This window comes from Streptomyces sp. NPDC051207 (assembly GCF_040682395.1).
Lineage (GTDB): Bacteria > Actinomycetota > Actinomycetes > Streptomycetales > Streptomycetaceae > Streptomyces.
In genome coordinates this window covers 1-19,154 of record NZ_JBFBAX010000010.1, presented here as the reverse complement: position 1 = coordinate 19,154, position 19,154 = coordinate 1, and the positions used below count along the sequence as shown (strand labels likewise).

The window sequence follows — 19,154 nt, the reverse complement described above, 5'->3', positions numbered from 1 at the left end:
GGCTCGGAAAGGGGGGACGGGCGGAGTCGGGGCGCGGCGCGGTCAGCCCGCGAACCAGCGCACCGGCTTGGGGGCGAGGTTCTGGTAGACGTGCTTGGTCTCGCGGTACTCGGCGAGCCCGGCCGGTCCGAGTTCGCGGCCCGTTCCGCTCTTGCCGAAGCCGCCCCATTCCGCCTGCGGGAGGTAGGGGTGGAAGTCGTTGATCCAGACGGTGCCGTGCCGCAGCCGGCCGGCGACCCGGCGGGCGCGGCCCGCGTCGGCGGTCCACACGGCGCCCGCGAGGCCGTACTCGGTGTCGTTGGCGAGGGCGACGGCCTCGTCCTCGGTGCGGAAGGTCTCGACGGTGAGGACCGGCCCGAAGACCTCCTCGCGTACGACGCGCATCTCGCGGTGGCAGTGGTCGAGGACGGTCGGCTCGTAGAAGTAGCCGGTGGCGGGCCGCGTCCCGGACGGCTCGGGGCGCTTGCCGCCGCAGCGCAGCACGGCCCCTTCGGCCAGGGCGGAGGCGACGTACTCCTCGGTCTTCGCGCGCTGCTGCTCGGAGACCAGCGGGCCGCACTCGACGCCCTCGGCGGTGCCGCGGCCGAGGCGGATCCGCTCGGCGCGGCGGGCGAGTTCGGCGACGAACCGGTCGCGGACGCTCTCCTCGACGATCAGGCGGGAGCCGGCCGAGCAGACCTGGCCGCTGTGGAGGAACGCGGCGTTGAGGGCCTGGTCGACGGTGGTGTCGAAGCCGTCGTCGGTGGCGCAGGCGTCGGCGAAGACGACGTTGGGGTTCTTGCCGCCGAGTTCGAGGGCGACCTTCTTCACGCCCGGGGCGGCGGCCTGGGCGACCTTGGTGCCGCTGGCCAGCCCGCCGGTGAAGGACACCAGGTCGACGTCGGGGTGCTCGGCGAGCCGGGCTCCGACGGTGTGGCCGAGTCCGGTGACGATGTTGGCGACGCCCTCCGGGAGGCCCGCCTCGACGAGCAGCTCGATCAGGGCGACGGTCGTCAGCGGGGTGATCTCGCTGGGCTTGATCACGAAGGTGTTGCCGGCGGCGAGAGCGGGTGCGATCTTCCAGCTGGCCTGGAGCAGCGGGTAGTTCCAGGGCGTGATCAGGGCGCAGACGCCGACGGGCTCGTGCACGACGACGCTGTGGATGTCGGGCGACCCGGCGTCCACGACCCGGCCGGGCGCCTCGGCGGCGACGAGGCCGGCGAAATACCGGAAGGCGTCGGCCACGCAGTCGACGTCGACGCGGCCCTCTTCGAGGGTCTTCCCGGCGTCGCGGCTCTCCAGCAGGCCGAGCCTCTCCCGGTCGCGCACGAGGAGTTCGGCGACGCGGCGCAGCAGGGCGGCGCGTTCGGCGACCGGGGTGTGCGGCCAGGCGCCCTCGTCGAAGGCGTGCCGGGCTGCCGCGACCGCGAGGTCGGCGTCCTTCTCGTCGCCCTCGGCGACCACGGCGAACGGCGTGGCGTCCGCGGGGTCGAGGATCTCGCGCGTGGCACCGGAGACCGCCTCCCGCCACTCGCCCCCCGCGTGAATGGTTCTGCGCACGTCCAGCGCGTTGTGTTCCGTTCTGTCCGCCATGGTCGACATTGCCTTCCGTTCCTGTTCAGCACCCGTGTGTCGCGCGTGGAGTCGCACACGGGACCGGGTGCGCCTGCCCCCGGCCCCGGATTGCATGCGCGATCCGTGGCCGAAGTGCGCTGTGTCACGGCGGGCGGTGAACGGAGGCGAAGGGAGCGGGGGCCGGGTCAGTCCTGGCCGGTGACGCGGTCGCAGGTGGTGCCCGGGGGGCAGAAGTGCGCCAGGGCCGTCAGTACGAGGTCGAGTTCGGGGTCGGTGCCGTCGGTGGGCGGGCCGTAGGCGGCGATCGCGTACAGCTTGCCGTCGGCGGGTGAGCGGAAGCGCACGTCCTGGACGTGCCAGCTGCCGACGTCCGGTTCGCTCCGGAAGGAGTCGGCGCGGTACTCCAGCCGCATGCCGGTGACGTCGCCCTCTTCGAGCGGTTCCAGGGCGACCTTGTCGAAGCCCTTGGCCTTCGGTGTCTCGTCGGAGAGGAACAGCTCGAAGGACTCCTCGGGCGAGGACTCCGCCACCTCGTACACCTGGAGGCGGTGGTGCCCGTCGGCGCTGCGGTAGTTGACGACGTCCATGCCGTGCTGGGAGGCCGCCGCCTCGCGCGTCCAGCCGAGCGGGCGGGCGATCGTGAAGCCCTCGGTGTCGGTGTGCAGCTCGTAGTCGGCGGGGAGTTCGGGCGCCGTGCCGGACGGGGAGGCGGAGCCGTCGGTGGGTCGGCCGCCGGTCGGTGCGGCGGTGTCCGTGCCGGACGCCGCGCCGCCGGTGGGCGAGGCGCTCACGGAGGCGGCGGACGTGCCGTCGCGGGTGCTGTCCCCGCCGTCGTCGCCGACGACCAGCGTCAGCACCAGGGCGAGGGCGACCCCGGCCGCGGCGGCGCCGCCGAGGACGCCCCACACGAGGCGGCGGTCCGGCCCCCGGGTGACGGGCGGCGCCGGGTCGGCGGGCGGCCACGTGCCGCTGCCCGGCGGTTCGGGCCCGGACCAGCCGCCGGGCCCGGTCCCGGTGTCCGGCGCCCCGCCCGCCCCCGCGTCCGGTGCCGGGGCCTCACCGGGCTGCCCGTCCGGCAGCGGCGGAAGGAACTCCGGGCGCGGCGGGGGCGGTGGGGTGACCGGGGTGGCGCCGCCGGTGCCGTCCTCCCAGCGCTGGGTGTCCTCGTTCCAGTACCGCGCTCCCCCGTTCATCGCCGCCCTCTCACATCCCCAGCATTCCGGCGACGGCCGCGGCCGACGCGAACAGCGTCACGATGTTCTGGGCGTCCGTGAGGGCCTCCCGCAGCCGCTGCAGGCGCCCCTCCCCCGCCGCGCCGGTGCGGGTGATCTCGCCCTCGGTGTCCGCGAGGGCCTCGTCGAGCTGCGCGGTCTGCTCGCTCTGCTGGAGCCGGGTGAGGTCGGCGCGCAGTTCCCGTACGGCCTTCAGCAGTTCCTCGGCGGCCTCGTCGCGGCCGGCGCCCGTGTTGCGGGTCTCGGCGCGGGCGTGGGCGCCGAACGCGAAGGAGGAGTTGTCGGCCCGGCCGATGCGGATGTTCGGCTCGTCGGCTGCCATCGCTAGTCGGATCCCTTCTGCGGCGCGGGGCCGTCGGTCGTGGTCTGGGCTCGGGCGCTGTCGCCGAAGGCGAAGGCGGAGTGGTCGGCGCGGCCGATGTGGATGCCGCCGTTGCTGATGTTGATGATCTTCTGCACGAACTCGCCGGTCTCGTAGCCCGCCTCGGCGAGGGCCAGCCGCACCCCGTGCCCGATGCGGTCCTGGATGCTCCGCAGGTACCGGGCGACGTCCATCTCCTGGAAGGTGGACCCGGTGGGCGCCGAGGCCAGTTCCCGCACCGACAGGGCCGGGCCGTCGGGCAGCGCGCCCGCGTGACCGCCGGTCAGCACCCGCCAGGCGTACACCGCGCCCCGGCCGAGCGAGAACAGCGAGCGGCCCGCGGACCCCGGCACCAGGACGGCCGCCGCGGCCACCTTGCCGAGCAGGTTGCTGGAGCGCAGGTGGTGCGAGGTGCGGTCGGCGTCCTTGAAGTCGGCGCGGACCGGCGTCAGCACGTGCGGGGCGATCTCCAGCATGAGCATCCGGCCCTGCGTGTGAAGGCGTACGAAGACGGTGACGACCAGTTCCTCCTCCCAGCCGCCGACGCGGACGCGCAGGAAGTGCCGGCGCTTCTCGCCGCCCTCCTCGACGGCGCGCGCCCGGTGGTGCTCGAACGCCTCCGGGGTGTACGGCGCCTGGTCGCGCGAGAGGAGGCCCTCGACGGGCAGGAACACGCACTCGTCGATCTCCAGGCGGCGCAGCCGGTCGCGCACGCCGGGACCGGCGTACTCGGCGGGCACCCGCAGCTGTTCCAGCAGCGGCCGGATCCGCTCGAGGATCAGGCGGTTGCTGAGCGGCTGCTGCTCCTCGTCCTCGTCCGGCCGCAGTTCCACGGCGAGCACCCACGTCTCGTGCTCGATGCCGGCCCCGCAGAACGGATGTGCCTCGTTGTACATGATCAGCGGCGCGTGCTGTTCCAGCCGGATGCGGTGCATCAGCCGCTGGAACCGCGGCCCGTCGGCCTGCTCGGCGGGGTCGCCCGCGGCGTCCGGGAAGCGCTGCGGGGACAGCTCGGAGGCGAGGGCGCGGGCGAACTGGCCGCGCTGCGCCGACGCGCAGAACCCGACGGCCACCAACACGCCGATGCCCAGCCAGGCCTGCCACGCCTCGACCGAACCGCCGAGCCCGCCGTCGCCCGGGAACAGCACATCGGTGACCTCCTGCGGGCCGGAGGAGTCGTAGGAGTCGTACGAGGACCCGTACCCGGAGTCGTCGTCCGAGCCGCCGCCGAACGCGGCACCGAGGATGAGGAACACGGCCGCGACCATCAGGACGCGGCCGGCCACACGCACCAGGAAGGCGGGGATCCGCCGGTACAGGGGCGGCCGGGTGCCGTGGCCGCGGATCCACGGCGCGAGGGCGAGCAGCAGGCTCGGGCCCACGAACCCGGCGAGCAGCCAGCCGCTGAGCGGCATGCCCACCACCCACAGGCCGATGATGGCCGCCGACCACAGCAGCTCCTGGCGCCGGGCGCGCAACGCGTGGGCGAGGACGCGGGCCGCGTCGAAGCCGAGCGACGGGGCGACGATGCGCTGTTCGTTGAGGTAGAGCTGGTCGATGACCCGGTCGCGGTAGCCGGAGTCGAGGTAGGCGCCCGCGCACAGCAGCCGGGTGGCCTCGCTGGCGTGCGGCGGCGTGGGCGGCAGGTCGGGCGGCGGCGCGCCCGTGTGCTGTGGTTGCTGCGGCACGTGTGTGGTGCTCACGCCACTCCCCCGATGCTCGAAATGCCGCTGGTGCCAGGGCAATTGAAGACCCATCAGCATAGGGGACCGGCATCTTCCGGCAGAACCGGTTTGCCAGGGGTCGGCCCGGGAAGCGCCCGCGCACCGGCCGTAAGGGTGACTTTCGGCCACGCAGGTGACGGCGGGCGCGCGGCACGCGCAGGGCCCCGCGCCGGACGGAACCGGTGCGGGGCCCTGGGGACGGCGCGGGAGCGCGGGAGACCGAGTCGGCTCAGATGAGGCCGAGACCGCGGACCGCCTCGCGCTCCTCGGCGAGCTCCTGCACGGAGGCGTCGATGCGGGTGCGGGAGAACTCGTTGATCTCCAGGCCCTGGACGATCTCGTACGTGCCGTCCTTGCAGGTGACCGGGAAGGACGAGATGAGGCCCTCGGGCACGCCGTAGGAGCCGTCGGACGGGATGCCCATGGAGACCCAGTCGCCCTCCGGGGTGCCGTTGACCCAGGAGTGGATGTGGTCGACGGCGGCGTTGGCGGCGGAGGCCGCGGAGGACGCGCCGCGGGCCTCGATGATCGCGGCGCCGCGCTTGGCGACGGTCGGGATGAAGTCCTCGGCCAGCCACTTCTCGTCGTTGACGACCTCGGCGGCGTTCTTGCCGCCGACGGTGGCGTGGAAGATGTCCGGGTACTGGGTGGCGGAGTGGTTGCCCCAGATGGTCAGGCGCTTGATGTCGGCGACCGTCGAGCCCGTCTTCTTCGCGAGCTGGGTCAGCGCGCGGTTGTGGTCCAGGCGGGTCATCGCGGTGAACCGCTCGGCCGGTACGTCGGGGGCGGCGGCCTGGGCGATCAGGGCGTTGGTGTTGGCCGGGTTGCCGACCACCAGGACCTTGACGTCGTCGGCGGCGTGGTCGTTGATGGCCTTGCCCTGCGGCTTGAAGATGCCGCCGTTGGCCTCCAGCAGGTCGCCGCGCTCCATGCCCTTGGTGCGGGGGCGGGCGCCGACGAGGAGGGCGACGTTGGCGCCGTCGAACGCGACGTTCGGGTCGTCCGTGATGTCGATGCCCCGAAGGAGCGGGAACGCGCAGTCGTCCAGCTCCATCGCCGTGCCCTCGGCCGCCTTCAGGGCGGGAGTGATCTCGAGCAGGCGCAGCTTGACCGGCACGTCCGCGCCGAGCAGCTGGCCGGAGGCGATGCGGAAGAGCAGGGCGTAACCGATCTGGCCGGCCGCGCCGGTGACGGTGACGTTCACGGGAGTGCGGGTCATGGCGTTCTCCGTATGACAGCTGGCGGTGGGGCGTCGCTGCCCCGGGGGTTTGCGGGATCCCCGCCGCCGGCCTCCCGGTTCGCGGGGGTCGGCGCCCTCGGCCGCGATGATCGATCACCGGTTCGAATGATCGATCTCTTGGCGTCAAGAGAGATCCAGCGGTCAGGCTATCGCGCATCCGCGACGGCGCACGGCCGGGTCGGTGTGGCCCACCCCACAGAGTCACGGGCGCGTACGCGCCGCGACATCAAGCGGCGGCCGCCCGTCCGGGAGAGGGGGACGGGCGACCGCCGAGGGGGGAAACCGACCGTGCCGGACTCCCGTGGGGGTACCGTTCGCGTGCCCGGTGCGGGGGCCGCCCATGCCTGCCGAACCGGAATTCCTTGCGCGGGCTCTGTCAGGGGCCTACCGCGTGCAGCCCTTCTCGCCGGTTGCCGCCAGGGTGACGCAGGCCTTGGCCCGGGCCGCGTCCTTCACGGCGACCATCGGGGTGTACGCGCCGGTGTCACCGGCCTGCGTGATGCTGTCCGACTGCTCGGCCCCGCCCGCCGCCACGCTGACCTCGTCGCCCTGGGCGGCCTGGGTGACGCGGCCCCACGCGGTGCCGCAGGTCTTGCTGTGGCGGACCTCGACGACGGTCGTGCCGACGGTCGCGGACGCGGCGGTGGTCACGTGCGCACCGCTGCACCCCATGGTCTCCGCGTCCTTGCCGGTGCAGTCGGCGCCGCTGCACTTCACGCCGGGCGGCAGCGCGGCCTCGGTGGTGGCGGACGGCGACGGGGCGGGGCCCGCGCCCTCGTCCCCCTCGCCGCCGCCGATGTCCAGGAAGAAGAACGCCCCCGCGGCCACCACGAGCACGCCGACGACGCCCGCGAGGAGCGTCGTCAGCCGCCGTCTGCCGCCGCCTGCGGCGGAACCCGCGCCGCCGGGCCGGGAAGCGCGCGGCAGTTCACCGTACGTCGCCCCGGTCGCCGGGGCCGTACCGGGACCGCCCACCGGGCGGCCACCCACGGCCGGGCGGCCGGTCGCGGGCCATCCGCCGGGTGCGCCGCCCGGGGGGCGTCCGCCCGGCCGGGGCCGGTGGGCGGGGGCGACGCCCCAGGAGTTGACGGGGCGCGCGTCGGCGACACCGCCCGGCGCGTCCCCGCCACCGTCGACGGAAGGCACCCTGGCCGATCCGGCCGCCCCGGGCGTTCCCGTCGCCCCGGCTCGTCCTGGCGCCCCGGGTGTCCCGGTCCGCCCTGCCGCCCCGTGCGTTCCCGCCGCCCCGGTCCGCCCTGCCGCCCCGGGCGTTCCCGCCGTCCTGGCCGGTGCGGCCGCCCCGGCCGGTCCGGGCGTGCCGGGCGAGGCCGTGGCGCTGTCGCCCTTGCGGGCCGTCCTGCCGCTGTCCCTGCGGCCACCGCTCCCGCCACCGTTCGCGTCGCCCGCGGGGGGTCCGCCGAACTCGCCGGGCGCCGCCCGCGCCTGCGAGATCCGGATCGCTTCCATGGTCGTGTCGTGACGCGTCTCCGAACGGCTCCAGGCGCGTTCGGCCAGCTCCCACATGGTGGTGAGGTGGACGGGACGGGTGCCGGTGACCTCGGCCAGTGCCACGACGGCGCCCTTGGGCGCGAGCAGCCGGCCGTTCAGGTAACGCTCCCAGGACGTCTCGCTGTAGCCCGTGCCGTCGGCGACCGCCGCGATGCTCAGCCCACTGCGGTCCACGAGCCGCCGCAGCCGGCTCGTGAACTCCTTCATCTGCGGATCGAGTTCCTCCGGCAAGGCCTCCCAACGAGGCATTGCTCCCCCCTTCTCTTCCCCCGGTCGTGCTGGTCGTTCCCCCCGCGCGCCGGGCCAGTGTCCCACCGGCGGCTGCCCCCGCCGGCCCTCCGGGAACGGGCGTGCGCGGGACGTAGCGGAACCGTCACCTCCGTGCCACAGCGCGCGGACAGGCGTTGAACAGGCGCTTCCGGGTGCACGAGTCTGGAGCACGGCGGCGGCCCGCCCTTGCTCGGGGGAGAGGACGGGCCGCCGTTTCGTCCCGCGGACGACGGGCCGGGCGTCAGCTGACCGTGAAGTGCAGGGTGTCCTTCAGGAACGGGATCTCCAGCCAGGGATCGGGCTGGGCCATCATCGCCAGCAGCACGATCACCAGGCCGAGCCCGCCGTACGTGGCGATGTCCGTGAAGCGGGACCGCACGGCGAGCATGCCGACGCCGGGCAGCAGCCAGCGCAGTACGGCACCGGTCAGCAGGGCCGCCCCGATCAGCAGCGTGCCGTAGCGGAACACGTCCAGGGCGGTCAGCAGCAGGCCGAGCCCGACAAGGAACAGCACCGCGAGTATCGGCCACTGCCGGGCCGGGGCCGGGGCGTCGCTCGACGCCGCCCGGCCGCCGCCCTCGGGGCGTGCGGTGTCCCGGGTGAACAGCGGGAAGCGCCGGGTGGTGCGCCGCGGCCTGCCCTCGGCGTCGGGCGCGCTGACGGCGTCGCGGACCATGACGTCCTCGGGCGCCCGGTCCTCGCTGCGCGCGGCGCTCCGCGAGCCCTCGCCGGCCCCGGCGTCCCCGGCAGCCGCGAGGTCGTCGGTGCTCCCGGCGTCCCGAGGGCTTCCGGCGTCCCCGGGGGTCCCGGTGCTTCCGGCGTCCCGGGTGTCCCGCTCAGCCGACACTGCGCTCCGCCGCCTCGACCACGTTGACGAGCAGCTGTGCCCGGGTCATCGGGCCGACGCCGCCGGGGTTCGGGGAGATCCAGCCGGCCACCTCGGCGACGCCCGGGTGGACGTCGCCCACGATCCTGCCCTCGGCGTTGCGGGAGACACCGACGTCGAGGACGGCCGCGCCCGGCTTGACGTCCTCGGGCCGGATCAGGTGGGCGGAACCGGCGGCGGCGACGATGATGTCGGCGCGCTTCAGGTGCGCGGACAGGTCGCGGGTGCCGGTGTGGCACTGGGTCACGGTGGCGTTCTCGCTGCGCCGGGTGAGGAGCAGCGGCATCGGCCGGCCGATGGTCACACCGCGGCCGACGACGACGACCTCGGCGCCCTTGATCTCCACCCCGTGACGGCGCAGCAGGGTGAGGATGCCGTTGGGGGTGCAGGGCAGCGGGGCCGGCTCGTTCAGGACGAGGCGGCCGAGGTTCATCGGGTGCAGGCCGTCGGCGTCCTTGTCCGGGTCCATCAGTTCGAGGATGCGGTTCTCGTCGATGCCCCTGGGCAGCGGCAGCTGGACGATGTAGCCGGTGCAGGCCGGGTCCTCGTTCAGCTCGCGGACGACCGCCTCGATCTCCTCCTGCGTGGCCGTGGCGGGCAGCTCGCGCTGGATGGACGCGATGCCGACCTGGGCGCAGTCGCGGTGCTTTCCGGCGACGTATTTCTGGCTGCCGGGGTCCTCGCCGACCAGGATCGTGCCGAGGCCGGGCGTGACGCCCTTCTCCTTCAGCGCCGCCACGCGGGCGGTCAGGTCGGACTTGATCGCGGCTGCGGTGGCCTTGCCATCGAGAATCTGGGCGGTCATGGCCCCATCCTCGCGGATGACCGCCCTCGGGTTCCAATCCGGCCGCCGATCCGACCACGGAGCGGACACCGCGCCGTCCGTCCCCCTGTGTCCGGGCATGATCAGCGATGTTGCACTTGCACAACACCTGGTGAATACGCCTGGACGAGGCTGGACAAGAAAGTACCGGTCAAGAACGATGAGCGGACAGTGCCGCGGGCAGAACCGGGGGGACGGACCGCATCTGTAGACATTCCTCCGAGGCCGTGCCGCGCGTCCCCGCACAGCAGCACCTCCGAGGAAGGACCGCCATGAGCTACGGCGACCCGAACAACCCCTACGGGCCCCCGCCCGGACAGCAGCCGCACAACCAGGGTTACGGCTACCCGCAGCAGCCCCAGCACCCCCAGCAGGGGTACGGCTATCCGTCGGCCCCGCCGGTCGGCCCCTACCACGGCGCCCCCGCGCCGACGTCCATGCCGGGCACGGTGAGCACGGCGCGCGTACTGCTGTGGGTCATCGTGGGGCTCCAGCTCATAGGCGTGGCCCTGTTCGCGTTCAGCGCCGCGAGCGTGGAGGCCGCGAAGGACGACGCGACGCTGCGTGACGAGCCCGCGTTCCAGCAGCTCGCCGACTACTCGTCCGGCATGCTATGGGCGCTGACCGCGTTCGCGCTGGCGTGGGGGGTGTTCGCGCTCGTGCTGGCCGTCAAGTTCGGCAAGGGCGGCAACGGCCTGCGCATCACCACGCTGGTCTTCGGCATCATCACCGCCATCCTCGGCCTCTACCCGTTCATCCTGGTGGGCCTGGTCCACACGGTGCTGGCCATCCTGATCGCGGTGTTCGTCGGCAACGCGGCGGGCAGCGCGTGGTTCAACCGCCCGCGCTACTGACTCCGTCGCCGCGCAGTCCAAGGGCCGTGTCTCCCCGGACGAGGGGGACACGGCCCTGGCGCGTTCAGAGGGACGCGACGAAGAGGGACCAGGCGCGGTCAGGAAACACCAGCACCGGGCCCTCGGGGGACTTGGAGTCGCGGACGGGTATGACGCCGGGGGGGTTGTCGGCCACCTCGACGCACTCACCGCCGGTTCCGCTGCTGTAACTGCTCTTGCGCCACTGCACGGAGCTCAGGTCAGTGGTCCTGTTGGGCTTCATTCCGGCATTCCTCCGCTGCTGCCTCGATCATGGCCAGGGACGCCTCCGGCGGCAGTGCGGCGGCCCTGAGCAGATCGTACGACTCGCGGTACTCCATCACGAGGGCGGGAAAGTCGATGACTTGGCCGCTGTGCAGTCCTTCGGTGTACACCAGGGGAGGGGCGTCGAAGAACGTCATGATGCGCGTCAACCCCATCATGAACGGATGGGCCGGGACGTTTTGCGGGACGATCTGCACAATGGACCTCGTGGTCCTGATCACCTCGGCGATGTGACCCAGCAGTTCGGCCATTCCCGCAGGGGGCAACACCCGTCGCCGGATCACCGATTCGTCGAGCACCGCCCAGAACTTCGGCGGCGCCTCGCTGGTGAAGAGGCTCGCCCGGTCCAGACGAGCCTTTACGACCGCCTCGATATCGCTTTCCGAGGCTCGCGGCATCGCCGACCGAGCGATCGCCTCAGCGTACGCCCTCGTCTGCAACAGCCCGGGGACCAGGATCGGAGCCCAGTCCTCGATGGTCCGCGTCAGCTTTTCCAGTTCGGCGACATCCGCGAAGTGGGCGGCGATACCCGACCGCCGTGCCTTGGCCGCGTCTTCACACCTCCGCTCGAAGAACCCGTCCGTCCCCAGCCGCTCGTCCACGTGCCGGGCGAAGTCCAGCGGCATCCCCCGCTCGCCGCGCTCGATCTGACTGAGGAACGAGATCCCCCGGAAACTCCCCTCCACCAACTGCTCCAGCGTCAGCCCCGCCTGCTCCCTCCGATAGCGCAACTCGGCGCCGTAGAAGCACGGGACACTCGTGGACGCGTCGGGGTCCTTCTTCGCGGGCACCAGCCACCACCGCCGTTTCTCACTTGCTCATGCGCACCCGAAACCCCTTCCACGGTAAGGGACCCGGCGTCACTCTGTGAGCGGTTCATCACGGAACGCACATGCCGCAGAAAGGCGTACCCCCATGCACCCCCACGACGTCACGACGGCCTGCGTCGAACAACTTCGCGCCGCCCTCGCGGCGAACGGCATCACGCTCCCCTCGCTCGGCGTGGACCTGCCGACCTTCGCGTCCTCGTACCCCACGCCGCCCCTCGTCGCGCTCGGCAACTGCAACGCGGAGACGGCCCGCGCCCTGACCGCCGCCCTGCGCAAGGCGGCCGGCCAGTGACCCCACCGCTCACCCTGGAACTGCCGGCGCTGCCGAAGGCGGTGTCCGAGGTGCGCCGCGCCGTACGCGAGCACCTGGGCGTGCCCTGCCCCGAGGTGCAGCTCTGCGCCAGTGAGTTGCTCAGCAACGTGATCAGGCACGTCGGTGAGGGGACCCCGGTGACCGTCCGCCTGCTGCGCACCTCGGACGGCCTGGTCCGCCTGGAGGTCAGCGATCCCGACGCGCACGCCTGGCTCGTCGCACGTCACCCCGCTGAGGACGACGAGAGCGGCCGGGGCCTGCTGCTCCTCGACGCGGTCGCCCTGCGCTGGGGCGTGTGGCTGACGGCCGCGGGCAAGACCGTGTGGGCCGAGCTGCCCTGGCCGCCCGGCCGTTGAACGCATGGTGGTACGGCACGGGGGCCCGCCGGTCATGAACCGGCGGGCCCCCGTGCCGTACCGCTCAGTGGAAGAAGTGCCGCGTCCCCGTGAAGTACATCGTCACGCCCGCCTTCCGCGCGGCCTCCACGACCAGTTCGTCGCGGACCGAACCGCCCGGCTGGACCACGGCCTTCACGCCGGCCCCGGTCAGGATCTCCAGGCCGTCGGGGAACGGGAAGAACGCGTCCGAGGCCGCGTACGCGCCCCGGGCGCGCTCGGCGCCCGCCCGCTCGACGGCCAGCTTCGCGGAGTCGACGCGGTTGACCTGGCCCATGCCGACGCCGACCGAGGCGCCGTCCTTGGCGAGCAGGATCGCGTTGGACTTGACGGCCCGGCAGGCCTTCCAGGCGAAGGCGAGGTCGGACAGTTCCGCGGCGGAGAGCGCCTCGCCCGTCGCCAGGGTCCAGTGGGCCGGGTCGTCGCCGTCGGCCTGGAGGCGGTCGGTGACCTGGAGCAGCGCGCCGCCGTCGATCGGCTTGACCTCGACCGGCGCGGCCGGGCCCTCGGGGCAGCGCAGCACGCGGATGTTCTTCTTCTTGGTGAGGGCTTCGAGGGCGCCGTCCTCGTAGTCCGGCGCGACGATCACCTCGGTGAAGATCTCCGCGACCTGCTCGGCCATCTCCCGCGACACAGGGCGGTTGACCGCGATCACGCCGCCGAAGGCCGACAGCGGGTCGCAGGCGTGCGCCTTGCGGTGCGCCTCGGCGACGTCCGCGCCGATGGCGATGCCGCACGGGTTGGCGTGCTTGATGATCGCCACGCACGGCTCGTCGTGGTCGTACGCGGCACGGCGCGCGGCGTCCGTGTCCGTGTAGTTGTTGTACGACATCTCCTTGCCGTGCAGCTGCTCGGCCTCGGCGAGGCCGCCGGTCCCGGAGACGTACAGGGCGGCGGGCTGGTGCGGGTTCTCGCCGTAGCGCAGGGTGTGCTCGCGCTCCCAGGTGGCGCCGAGGAAGTCGGGGAACCGCGAGTCGTCCGCAGGCGCGTACTCGGAGGCGAACCAGGAGGCGACCGCCACGTCGTACGCGGCCGTGTGCCGGAAGGCCTCCGCGGCGAGCCGCTTGCGGGTGACGAGGTCGAAGCCACCGCCGGCGACCGCGGCGAGGACGTCGCCGTACCGGGCGGGGCTGGTGACGACCGCGACCGACGGGTGGTTCTTGGCGGCGGCGCGGACCATCGACGGGCCGCCGATGTCGATCTGCTCCACGCACTCGTCGGGCGAGGCGCCGGAGGCGACGGTCTCCCGGAACGGGTACAGGTTGACGACCACCAGGTCGAACGGCTCGACGCCGAGGTCGCCGAGCTGCTGCCGGTGGTCGGCCAGCCGCAGGTCGGCGAGGATGCCCGCGTGCACCTTCGGGTGCAGGGTCTTGACCCGGCCGTCCAGGCACTCGGGGAAGCCGGTGAGTTCCTCGACCTTGGTGACGGGGACGCCCGCGGCGGCGATGCGGGAGGCGGTGGACCCGGTGGAGACCAGCTCGACGCCGGCCTCGTGGAGCCCGCGCGCGAGGTCCTCGAGACCGGTCTTGTCGTAGACGCTGACCAGCGCGCGACGGATGGGCCGCTTGGTGCTCTCGGCGGTGGCGGTCACTGGATAACTACCTTTCGTCCCTCAATGCGATAGCCGTTGCGGGCGAGCCGCCCCACGACATCGACGAGCAGCCTTCGCTCGACTTCCTTGATGCGCTCGTGCAGAGCGCTCTCGTCGTCCTCGTCCCGGACCTCCACCACGCCCTGCGCGATGATCGGCCCGGTGTCGACGCCGTCGTCGACGAAGTGGACGGTGCAGCCGGTGACCTTGGCGCCGTACGCGAGCGCGTCCCGTACACCGTGGGCCCCCGGGAAACTGGGCAGCAGGGCGGGGTGGGTGTTGACGAACCGCCCGCCGAAACGCGCGAGGAACCGCTTGCCCACGATCTTCATGAACCCGGCCGACACGACGAGGTCGGGCTCGTGGGCGGCGACGGCCTCGGTGAGCGCCGCGTCCCACTCGTCCCGCGTCGCGTGGTCCCCGACCCGGCACACGAAGGTCGGCACCCCGGCGCGCTCGGCGCGGGCGAGCCCTTCGATGCCGGCGCGGTCGGCGCCGACGGCGACCACCTCGGCTCCGTACGCCCCGGCACCGGCGGCGGCGATCTCGTCCAGCAGCGCCTGGAGGTTGGAGCCTGATCCGGAGACCAGCACGACGAGGCGCTTGGCACGCTCGGCCACGGGCTTGGCGGCCACGGTGGGGCCCTTTCTCGGGGAGCGTCCGTACGGGTCGGCTCGCACAGCGCTCTGTATATTCATACGAATGCTTCGGGGTTCCGGATACGGGGAAGCCTACGAAGCGGCCGACCGTCAGCAACGATACCGGCACACCGGGCCGCCCCCGTGGGACGGGGGGATGGCCGGAAGGTAGCGTCTGGGAGGAGCCGGTCCGGGAACGCCGTCGGGACGCGAGGCGTTCTCGGAGGGACGACCCCGGCCGGGAGAGCCGGCGGAACAGCTCCGGCTCGGTCGTCCGCCAGTCGTATCGATCAGTCGTGGTTCACCACGTCACCAAGGGGAAGACGCTCACTTGATGCCGGACCGCAGCCCGCGACTCCTCACGCTCCCCCGGCCGTCGGCGCAGGGAGGGGAGCGCAGCGGCGTTTTCCTGCGGGAACGCCCCGCCTCGCCGCCGGACGCGCCCTCGGGCGGGCAGGGCGGCGACGAGCAGGGCCGCACCCAGGACGACAACCCGTTCGCACCGCCGCCGGAGGGCACGCCCGACCGCCCCTGGCAGCCCCGGCACCCGTCGGACGACAGCGAGGGCGGCGACGGCTCCCGGGACGGCGGTGGCCGCAACCCCTGGGGCCGGCAGTGGAGCGACCGCCAGCCCGGCCGCTCCGGCGGCGGCTTCGGCGAGCGCCCCGGCACGTCCGGCCAGGACGGCCCGGGCGGCGGCCCCGCCGCGGGGCCGCGCTGGGACCCGACCGACCCCGTCCAGCGGCGCGCCCGCTACGCGCTGCTGTGCGGCATGTGGGCCTTCTTCTTCGCCCTGTTCAGCTGGCCGTACGTGGCGCTGCTGCTCGGCGCGCTCGCCCTGTACTGGGGCATCAGCACGCTGCGCGCCAAGCCGCGCACGCCCGACCCGGACCGCGCGGCGCCGGACCAGCAGTCCGGCCGCCCCCAGACCACGGCCGCGATCAGCGGCCTGGTCACGGGCTCCCTGGCGCTCGCCCTGGTCGCCGCGTCGTTCACGGCCCAGCTGGTCTACAGCGACTACTACACGTGCACGAACGACGCCCTCACGAACCAGGCGAAGGAGGAGTGCGCCGACCTTCTGCCGAAGGAACTGCGGGGGTTCCTGGGGACGAGCGACTGAGACCGGGGCCGAGCCGCGGTTCTCAGGGCCCCTTGTCACCGGGGTCCACGTGGTCCGGGCCGGCTGAAGCCGGGGGGCCGGGTGCCGTCTCCCCCGTCGGGCGGGCGGGACGGGGGTCCGGGTCGCGGGGCGGGTCGTGCGGGAGGAAGTCGTACGGCTGGAAGAGATCGCCCTCGCCCTCGCCGTCGCCGTCGTGGGTGTCCCTGCCGCTGTCGCTGTCGAGCGGGCCGTACGTGTCGAGCTGGCCGTAGGGCGCGTACGGGGTCAGGCCGTCCTGGTCGTAGGGCTCGTACGGGGTGAGGTCGTCCCGTGCCGGCGTCCCGGTGCCCGCCGCGCCTGTTCCCGCCGCCCCTCGGCGCGGGAACCGGCCGCGCAGGGCGAGCCGCCACCCGTGTCGGTGCCGCCCCGCCCGCGTCCCGGTGTCACCGGACTCCTGCGTGCCCTGCCGGGGCACCGCGGGCTGCTGCACCCGCTCGCGGCGCCGCCAGGCCCGTACCCCCACCGCCGTGGGCACGGCGGTGGCCGCGACCCACAGCAGCGCCGCGCCGCCCGTCTGCCACCACACCGGCCCGAACCGGGCGAGGGTGGCATGGCCCAGCGCGCCACCCGCGAGGGCGGCGAGGGCGGCGAGCACGACCGCGCACAGCAGCGCGGCGAGCCCGGCAGCGGCGGCGGTCCGCCCGGGTGACCAGGGACCGGCGTCCGGCGCGTCACCGCGCGTAAGACCACTCGCCGGATGGGCGCCGCCCCGGCCCACCCCGGCCGCCGTACCGGAACCACCCCGGCCGGGCCCGGCCGCCGTACCGGTGGCGCCCCGGCCCGCCCCGGCCGCCGTACCGGAACCACCCCGGCCCATCCCGGTCGCCGTATCGGGTTCGGTCCGTAGGCCGCTCGCCGCGAGTGCCGTGCGCCGGCCGGTCGTCGGGCCGGTTCCGCCCCGGCCGGCCCCGGTCGCCGTACCGGGTTCGGCCCGGCCCGCCCCGGAGCCGTCCGGTGGCCCGCCCCCCGCCGTCCCGGCCGCCGCCGTGAACCAGCCCACCGTCATGCCCGCCAGGATCGGCACCACCGCGGTCGCCCAGGTCAGGGGTGTCCCCCGGCCCGCGTCCGGTACGGCTGCCAGGAGCGGGAACGGGGGCAGGAGCGGGGCCGGGGCCGTGATGAGGGGGGTCACGAGATGGCCGGTGCCCAGGAGGAAGCCGGGGCCGAGGGCGAACGCCGCAGCCCACACCGCCGCGTTCGGCACCAGCGCCAGCCCCAGCAGCAGTACCGCGAACCGCCCAGACCACCCCTCCGTGAGCTGGAGGAACGACGCCCGGGCCGCCCCGCCGTGCCACACCAGTGACACCGCGAGCAGCAGCGCCCCGCCGCCGACCAGCACCGCCGTACCGGCCGCCGCGGCGCGGGCCGCCACGCCGGAGCGGCCGTCGGGCCCGATCAGCAGGCCCCGCAGCACGGACGGGAGCACGCCGAGCGCGCGTTCCACCGGCCTGTGCGGCCGGCCGTACGCCGTCCACACCCCGGACCCGGCCGAGGCCGCGACGAGCAGCGGCAGGCACACGCACGTCCAGGGCCACGCCGGCCGCAGCGGGCCCCCGGCCGCGTAGGCCGCGGTGGCGGCGGCGACGGCGAGGTAACCGAGCACGACGCCCGCCCAGGCAGAGCGGGCGGGCAGCAGCGGCCCGCCGTCGCCGCTGTCGGTGGCGTCGCGCGCCGCGCGGTGCACCAGCCACACCGGCAGCGCCAGCAGCAGCAACGGCGTGACGCCCATCGGGGCGGGCGCACCGGAGAGCGTGTCGACGCGGACCAGTTCCGCGCCGTGCGCCAGCAGCCACAGCGCGGCGGCGACGTGCAGCGCGCCGTCGGGCCCGCTGTCGGGGTAGGGGGAGCTGATCCACAGCACCATCACCGGCACAGCGGACGAACCGAGCCCAAGACCCGCGGCGAGCGCCCCGCCCAGCAGGCCCGCGGTCAGTCCGGGGGAACGGTCGCGCAGCCGGGCGCGCAGGGACGGCAGCGATGGTCGGCGAGCGGTCGTCTCGGTCACGCCCGCCATGCTGCCAACGACACGCGCTTTTCCGACGTATCAGGCGATACTCGGATGTGTCGCTCAATATAAGTTTATGTTCTTTTTCGTGCGAAGGGGTGACCTGTGACGCGGAGCTCTGCCATCCCGCTCCCCTCGGCCAGGGAACGCCGACGCCTGCGCGAGGCCGCTTCCCTGACGCGGACTCAGCTCGCCGCGCGGCTCGGCGTCCCGCGCGAGACCGTGCGCGCGTGGGAGACCGGCCGCACCAAGCCGCGCGGCCGGAAACGGGAGGCGTACGCGGAACTGCTGCGCGGCCTGGCCGCCGCCGAGGCCGAGGCTCGGGTCCAGGCGACGTCCCGTCAGGAGCCTGAGGCCGAGGCGGTGCCGGCGGACCCGCCGCCCGGGCTCGCCCCGGCCGCCACGGCCGCAGCCGACACCGTCACGGCCGCCGCCCCCGCCGCCGTACGGGCCGAGGAGCCGCCGCCCGTCGCGGCCGAGGCGGACCCCGAACCGGACCCCGGCCCGGACGCCCCACCGCCGCTGACGCCCGCTCAGGCCTTCGACGCGCTGTACGCGTTCTGCGCGCCGCCTCTCGTGCGGCAGGCGTACCTGCTGACCGGCCGCCGCGAACTGGCGCGCGAGTCGGTCGAGCGGGCCTTCCAGGTCGCCTGGGAACGCTGGCCCGAAGTGGCCCGCGACCGCGACCCGGCGGGCTGGGTGCGCGCGACGGCGTACGAGTACGCGCTGTCCCCCTGGCACCGCTACCGCCCCCGCCACCGGCACCCCGAACCGCCGCCCGCCGACCCGGCGGCCCGCGTGCTCCTGGACATCCTGCTCACCCTCCCGCCCCCGTACCGCCGCACGCTCCTGCTGTACGACGGGGTCGGCCTCGGCCTGCCCGAGACGGCGGCGGAGACGGAGGCGACCACGCTCGCGGCAGCCAACCGGCTGTTGTACGCGCGCGAGGCCGTCGCCGCGCGGCTGCCGGAACTGTCCGACCCCGACCTGCTGCACCAGCGGCTCGCCGAACTGGCCTCCGCGGAGCGGCTGCGCGCCGCCAAGCCGCCGCGCGTGCGCTGGAGCAGCGAGCGCCGGGCCCAGTTCTGGACGCGCGCCGCGATCGCGTTCACGGTCGCCCTGATCGGCACGACGGCGCTCACGCTGCGGACGGCCCCGACCCGGTACGAGCCGCCGGTGCCGCCCGGCGCGACGGTGCGCGGGGTGCCGCCGCGGGTCGCGCCGGGCCCGCTGTCGCAGGCGGAACTGGAACTGCGCGGCCGGCTGCGGGCGCAGCTGACGAACGGGCCGGAACGGCTGACGCCGCTGCCCGGCTGACCCGTACCGACCCGACCGTGCGGACACGACGACGGGCCCGTCCCCAGGTGTGGGACGCTGTTGGTTAATCCGGGCCGAGCGTGACGTCGGTCTTCACGATCCAGTTGTGGTCGTGGAGACCGACGTTGTCGTGTGGGGCGGGGTATC

The 19,154-nt window shown here is 74.1% G+C and carries 18 protein-coding genes; 5 read left to right on the top strand and 13 right to left on the bottom strand.

Annotated features, from left to right (window positions below):
- Positions 1-42 precede the first annotated feature (42 nt).
- The 8 genes from AB0M97_RS12575 to AB0M97_RS12540 form a co-directional block, all read right to left on the bottom strand.
- Complete coding sequence (locus AB0M97_RS12575; protein ID WP_365960796.1) at positions 43-1,572, bottom strand: aldehyde dehydrogenase family protein; 1,530 nt, start codon at positions 1,570-1,572, stop codon at positions 43-45.
- A gap of 167 nt (positions 1,573-1,739) precedes the next feature.
- Positions 1,740-2,747, bottom strand: a complete 1,008-nt coding sequence (locus AB0M97_RS12570; protein WP_365960795.1) for a hypothetical protein — start codon at positions 2,745-2,747, stop codon at positions 1,740-1,742.
- 10 nt (positions 2,748-2,757) lie between these two features.
- Entirely contained in the window at positions 2,758-3,108 is a 351-nt protein-coding gene (locus AB0M97_RS12565) for a hypothetical protein (RefSeq protein ID WP_365960794.1), read from the bottom strand.
- Between the two features lie 2 nt (positions 3,109-3,110).
- Positions 3,111-4,850 carry a hypothetical protein gene (locus AB0M97_RS12560; RefSeq protein ID WP_365960793.1) on the bottom strand — a complete coding sequence of 580 codons (1,740 nt, stop codon included), beginning with the start codon at positions 4,848-4,850 and terminating at the stop codon, positions 3,111-3,113.
- A 250-nt stretch (positions 4,851-5,100) separates the two neighbouring features.
- Entirely contained in the window at positions 5,101-6,090 is a 990-nt protein-coding gene (locus AB0M97_RS12555; protein ID WP_365960792.1) for a malate dehydrogenase, read from the bottom strand.
- A gap of 405 nt (positions 6,091-6,495) precedes the next feature.
- Positions 6,496-7,869, bottom strand: a complete 1,374-nt coding sequence (locus AB0M97_RS12550) for a DUF2690 domain-containing protein (RefSeq protein WP_365960791.1) — start codon at positions 7,867-7,869, stop codon at positions 6,496-6,498.
- 262 nt (positions 7,870-8,131) lie between these two features.
- The gene (locus tag AB0M97_RS12545; protein ID WP_365960975.1) at positions 8,132-8,566 is read right to left on the bottom strand and encodes a DUF3017 domain-containing protein; all 435 of its coding nucleotides are present in this window, start codon (positions 8,564-8,566) and stop codon (positions 8,132-8,134) included.
- Positions 8,567-8,726: 160 nt separating this feature from the next.
- Positions 8,727-9,581, bottom strand: a complete 855-nt coding sequence (locus AB0M97_RS12540; protein ID WP_365960790.1) for a bifunctional methylenetetrahydrofolate dehydrogenase/methenyltetrahydrofolate cyclohydrolase — start codon at positions 9,579-9,581, stop codon at positions 8,727-8,729.
- Positions 9,582-9,871: 290 nt separating this feature from the next.
- Here AB0M97_RS12540 and AB0M97_RS12535 point away from each other — a divergent pair, with 290 nt between their 5' ends.
- Positions 9,872-10,453 (top strand): hypothetical protein, encoded by a 582-nt coding sequence (locus AB0M97_RS12535; RefSeq protein ID WP_365960789.1) that lies wholly within the window; start codon positions 9,872-9,874, stop codon positions 10,451-10,453.
- 64 nt (positions 10,454-10,517) lie between these two features.
- Here the strand turns inward: AB0M97_RS12535 and AB0M97_RS12530 are convergent, their stop codons facing one another.
- Together AB0M97_RS12530 and AB0M97_RS12525 are read right to left on the bottom strand one after the other, a co-directional pair.
- Positions 10,518-10,715 carry a DUF397 domain-containing protein gene (locus AB0M97_RS12530; RefSeq protein ID WP_365960788.1) on the bottom strand — a complete coding sequence of 66 codons (198 nt, stop codon included), beginning with the start codon at positions 10,713-10,715 and terminating at the stop codon, positions 10,518-10,520.
- The gene (locus AB0M97_RS12525) at positions 10,693-11,547 is read right to left on the bottom strand and encodes a helix-turn-helix transcriptional regulator (RefSeq protein ID WP_365960787.1); all 855 of its coding nucleotides are present in this window, start codon (positions 11,545-11,547) and stop codon (positions 10,693-10,695) included. The genes AB0M97_RS12530 and AB0M97_RS12525 overlap by 23 nt, the downstream gene beginning before the upstream one ends.
- 124 nt (positions 11,548-11,671) lie before the next feature.
- Between AB0M97_RS12525 and AB0M97_RS12520 the strand changes: the two genes are divergently transcribed.
- Together AB0M97_RS12520 and AB0M97_RS12515 are read left to right on the top strand one after the other, a co-directional pair.
- Positions 11,672-11,878, top strand: coding sequence for a hypothetical protein (locus AB0M97_RS12520; protein WP_365960786.1), 207 nt, complete (start codon positions 11,672-11,674; stop codon positions 11,876-11,878).
- Positions 11,875-12,255 carry an ATP-binding protein gene (locus AB0M97_RS12515; RefSeq protein ID WP_365960785.1) on the top strand — a complete coding sequence of 127 codons (381 nt, stop codon included), beginning with the start codon at positions 11,875-11,877 and terminating at the stop codon, positions 12,253-12,255. Before AB0M97_RS12520 ends, AB0M97_RS12515 begins: the two co-directional genes overlap by 4 nt.
- Positions 12,256-12,319: 64 nt before the next feature.
- Here the strand turns inward: AB0M97_RS12515 and purH are convergent, their stop codons facing one another.
- Positions 12,320-13,888 (bottom strand): bifunctional phosphoribosylaminoimidazolecarboxamide formyltransferase/IMP cyclohydrolase, encoded by a 1,569-nt coding sequence (gene purH / locus AB0M97_RS12510; RefSeq protein ID WP_365960784.1) that lies wholly within the window; start codon positions 13,886-13,888, stop codon positions 12,320-12,322.
- A complete protein-coding gene (purN, locus tag AB0M97_RS12505; protein ID WP_365960783.1) occupies positions 13,885-14,523 on the bottom strand; it encodes a phosphoribosylglycinamide formyltransferase in 639 nt (212 codons plus the stop codon). The genes purH and purN overlap by 4 nt, the downstream gene beginning before the upstream one ends.
- 337 nt (positions 14,524-14,860) lie before the next feature.
- Between purN and AB0M97_RS12500 the strand changes: the two genes are divergently transcribed.
- The gene (locus tag AB0M97_RS12500) at positions 14,861-15,646 is read left to right on the top strand and encodes a hypothetical protein (RefSeq protein WP_365960782.1); all 786 of its coding nucleotides are present in this window, start codon (positions 14,861-14,863) and stop codon (positions 15,644-15,646) included.
- Positions 15,647-15,668: 22 nt separating this feature from the next.
- On the opposite strand, the gene AB0M97_RS12495 is transcribed toward AB0M97_RS12500, so the two are convergent.
- Positions 15,669-17,699, bottom strand: coding sequence for a DUF6350 family protein (locus AB0M97_RS12495; protein WP_365960781.1), 2,031 nt, complete (start codon positions 17,697-17,699; stop codon positions 15,669-15,671).
- Between the two features lie 96 nt (positions 17,700-17,795).
- On the opposite strand from AB0M97_RS12495, the gene AB0M97_RS12490 reads away from it, so the two are divergent.
- Entirely contained in the window at positions 17,796-19,007 is a 1,212-nt protein-coding gene (locus tag AB0M97_RS12490; RefSeq protein ID WP_365960780.1) for a helix-turn-helix domain-containing protein, read from the top strand.
- Positions 19,008-19,154: the final 147 nt, after the last annotated feature.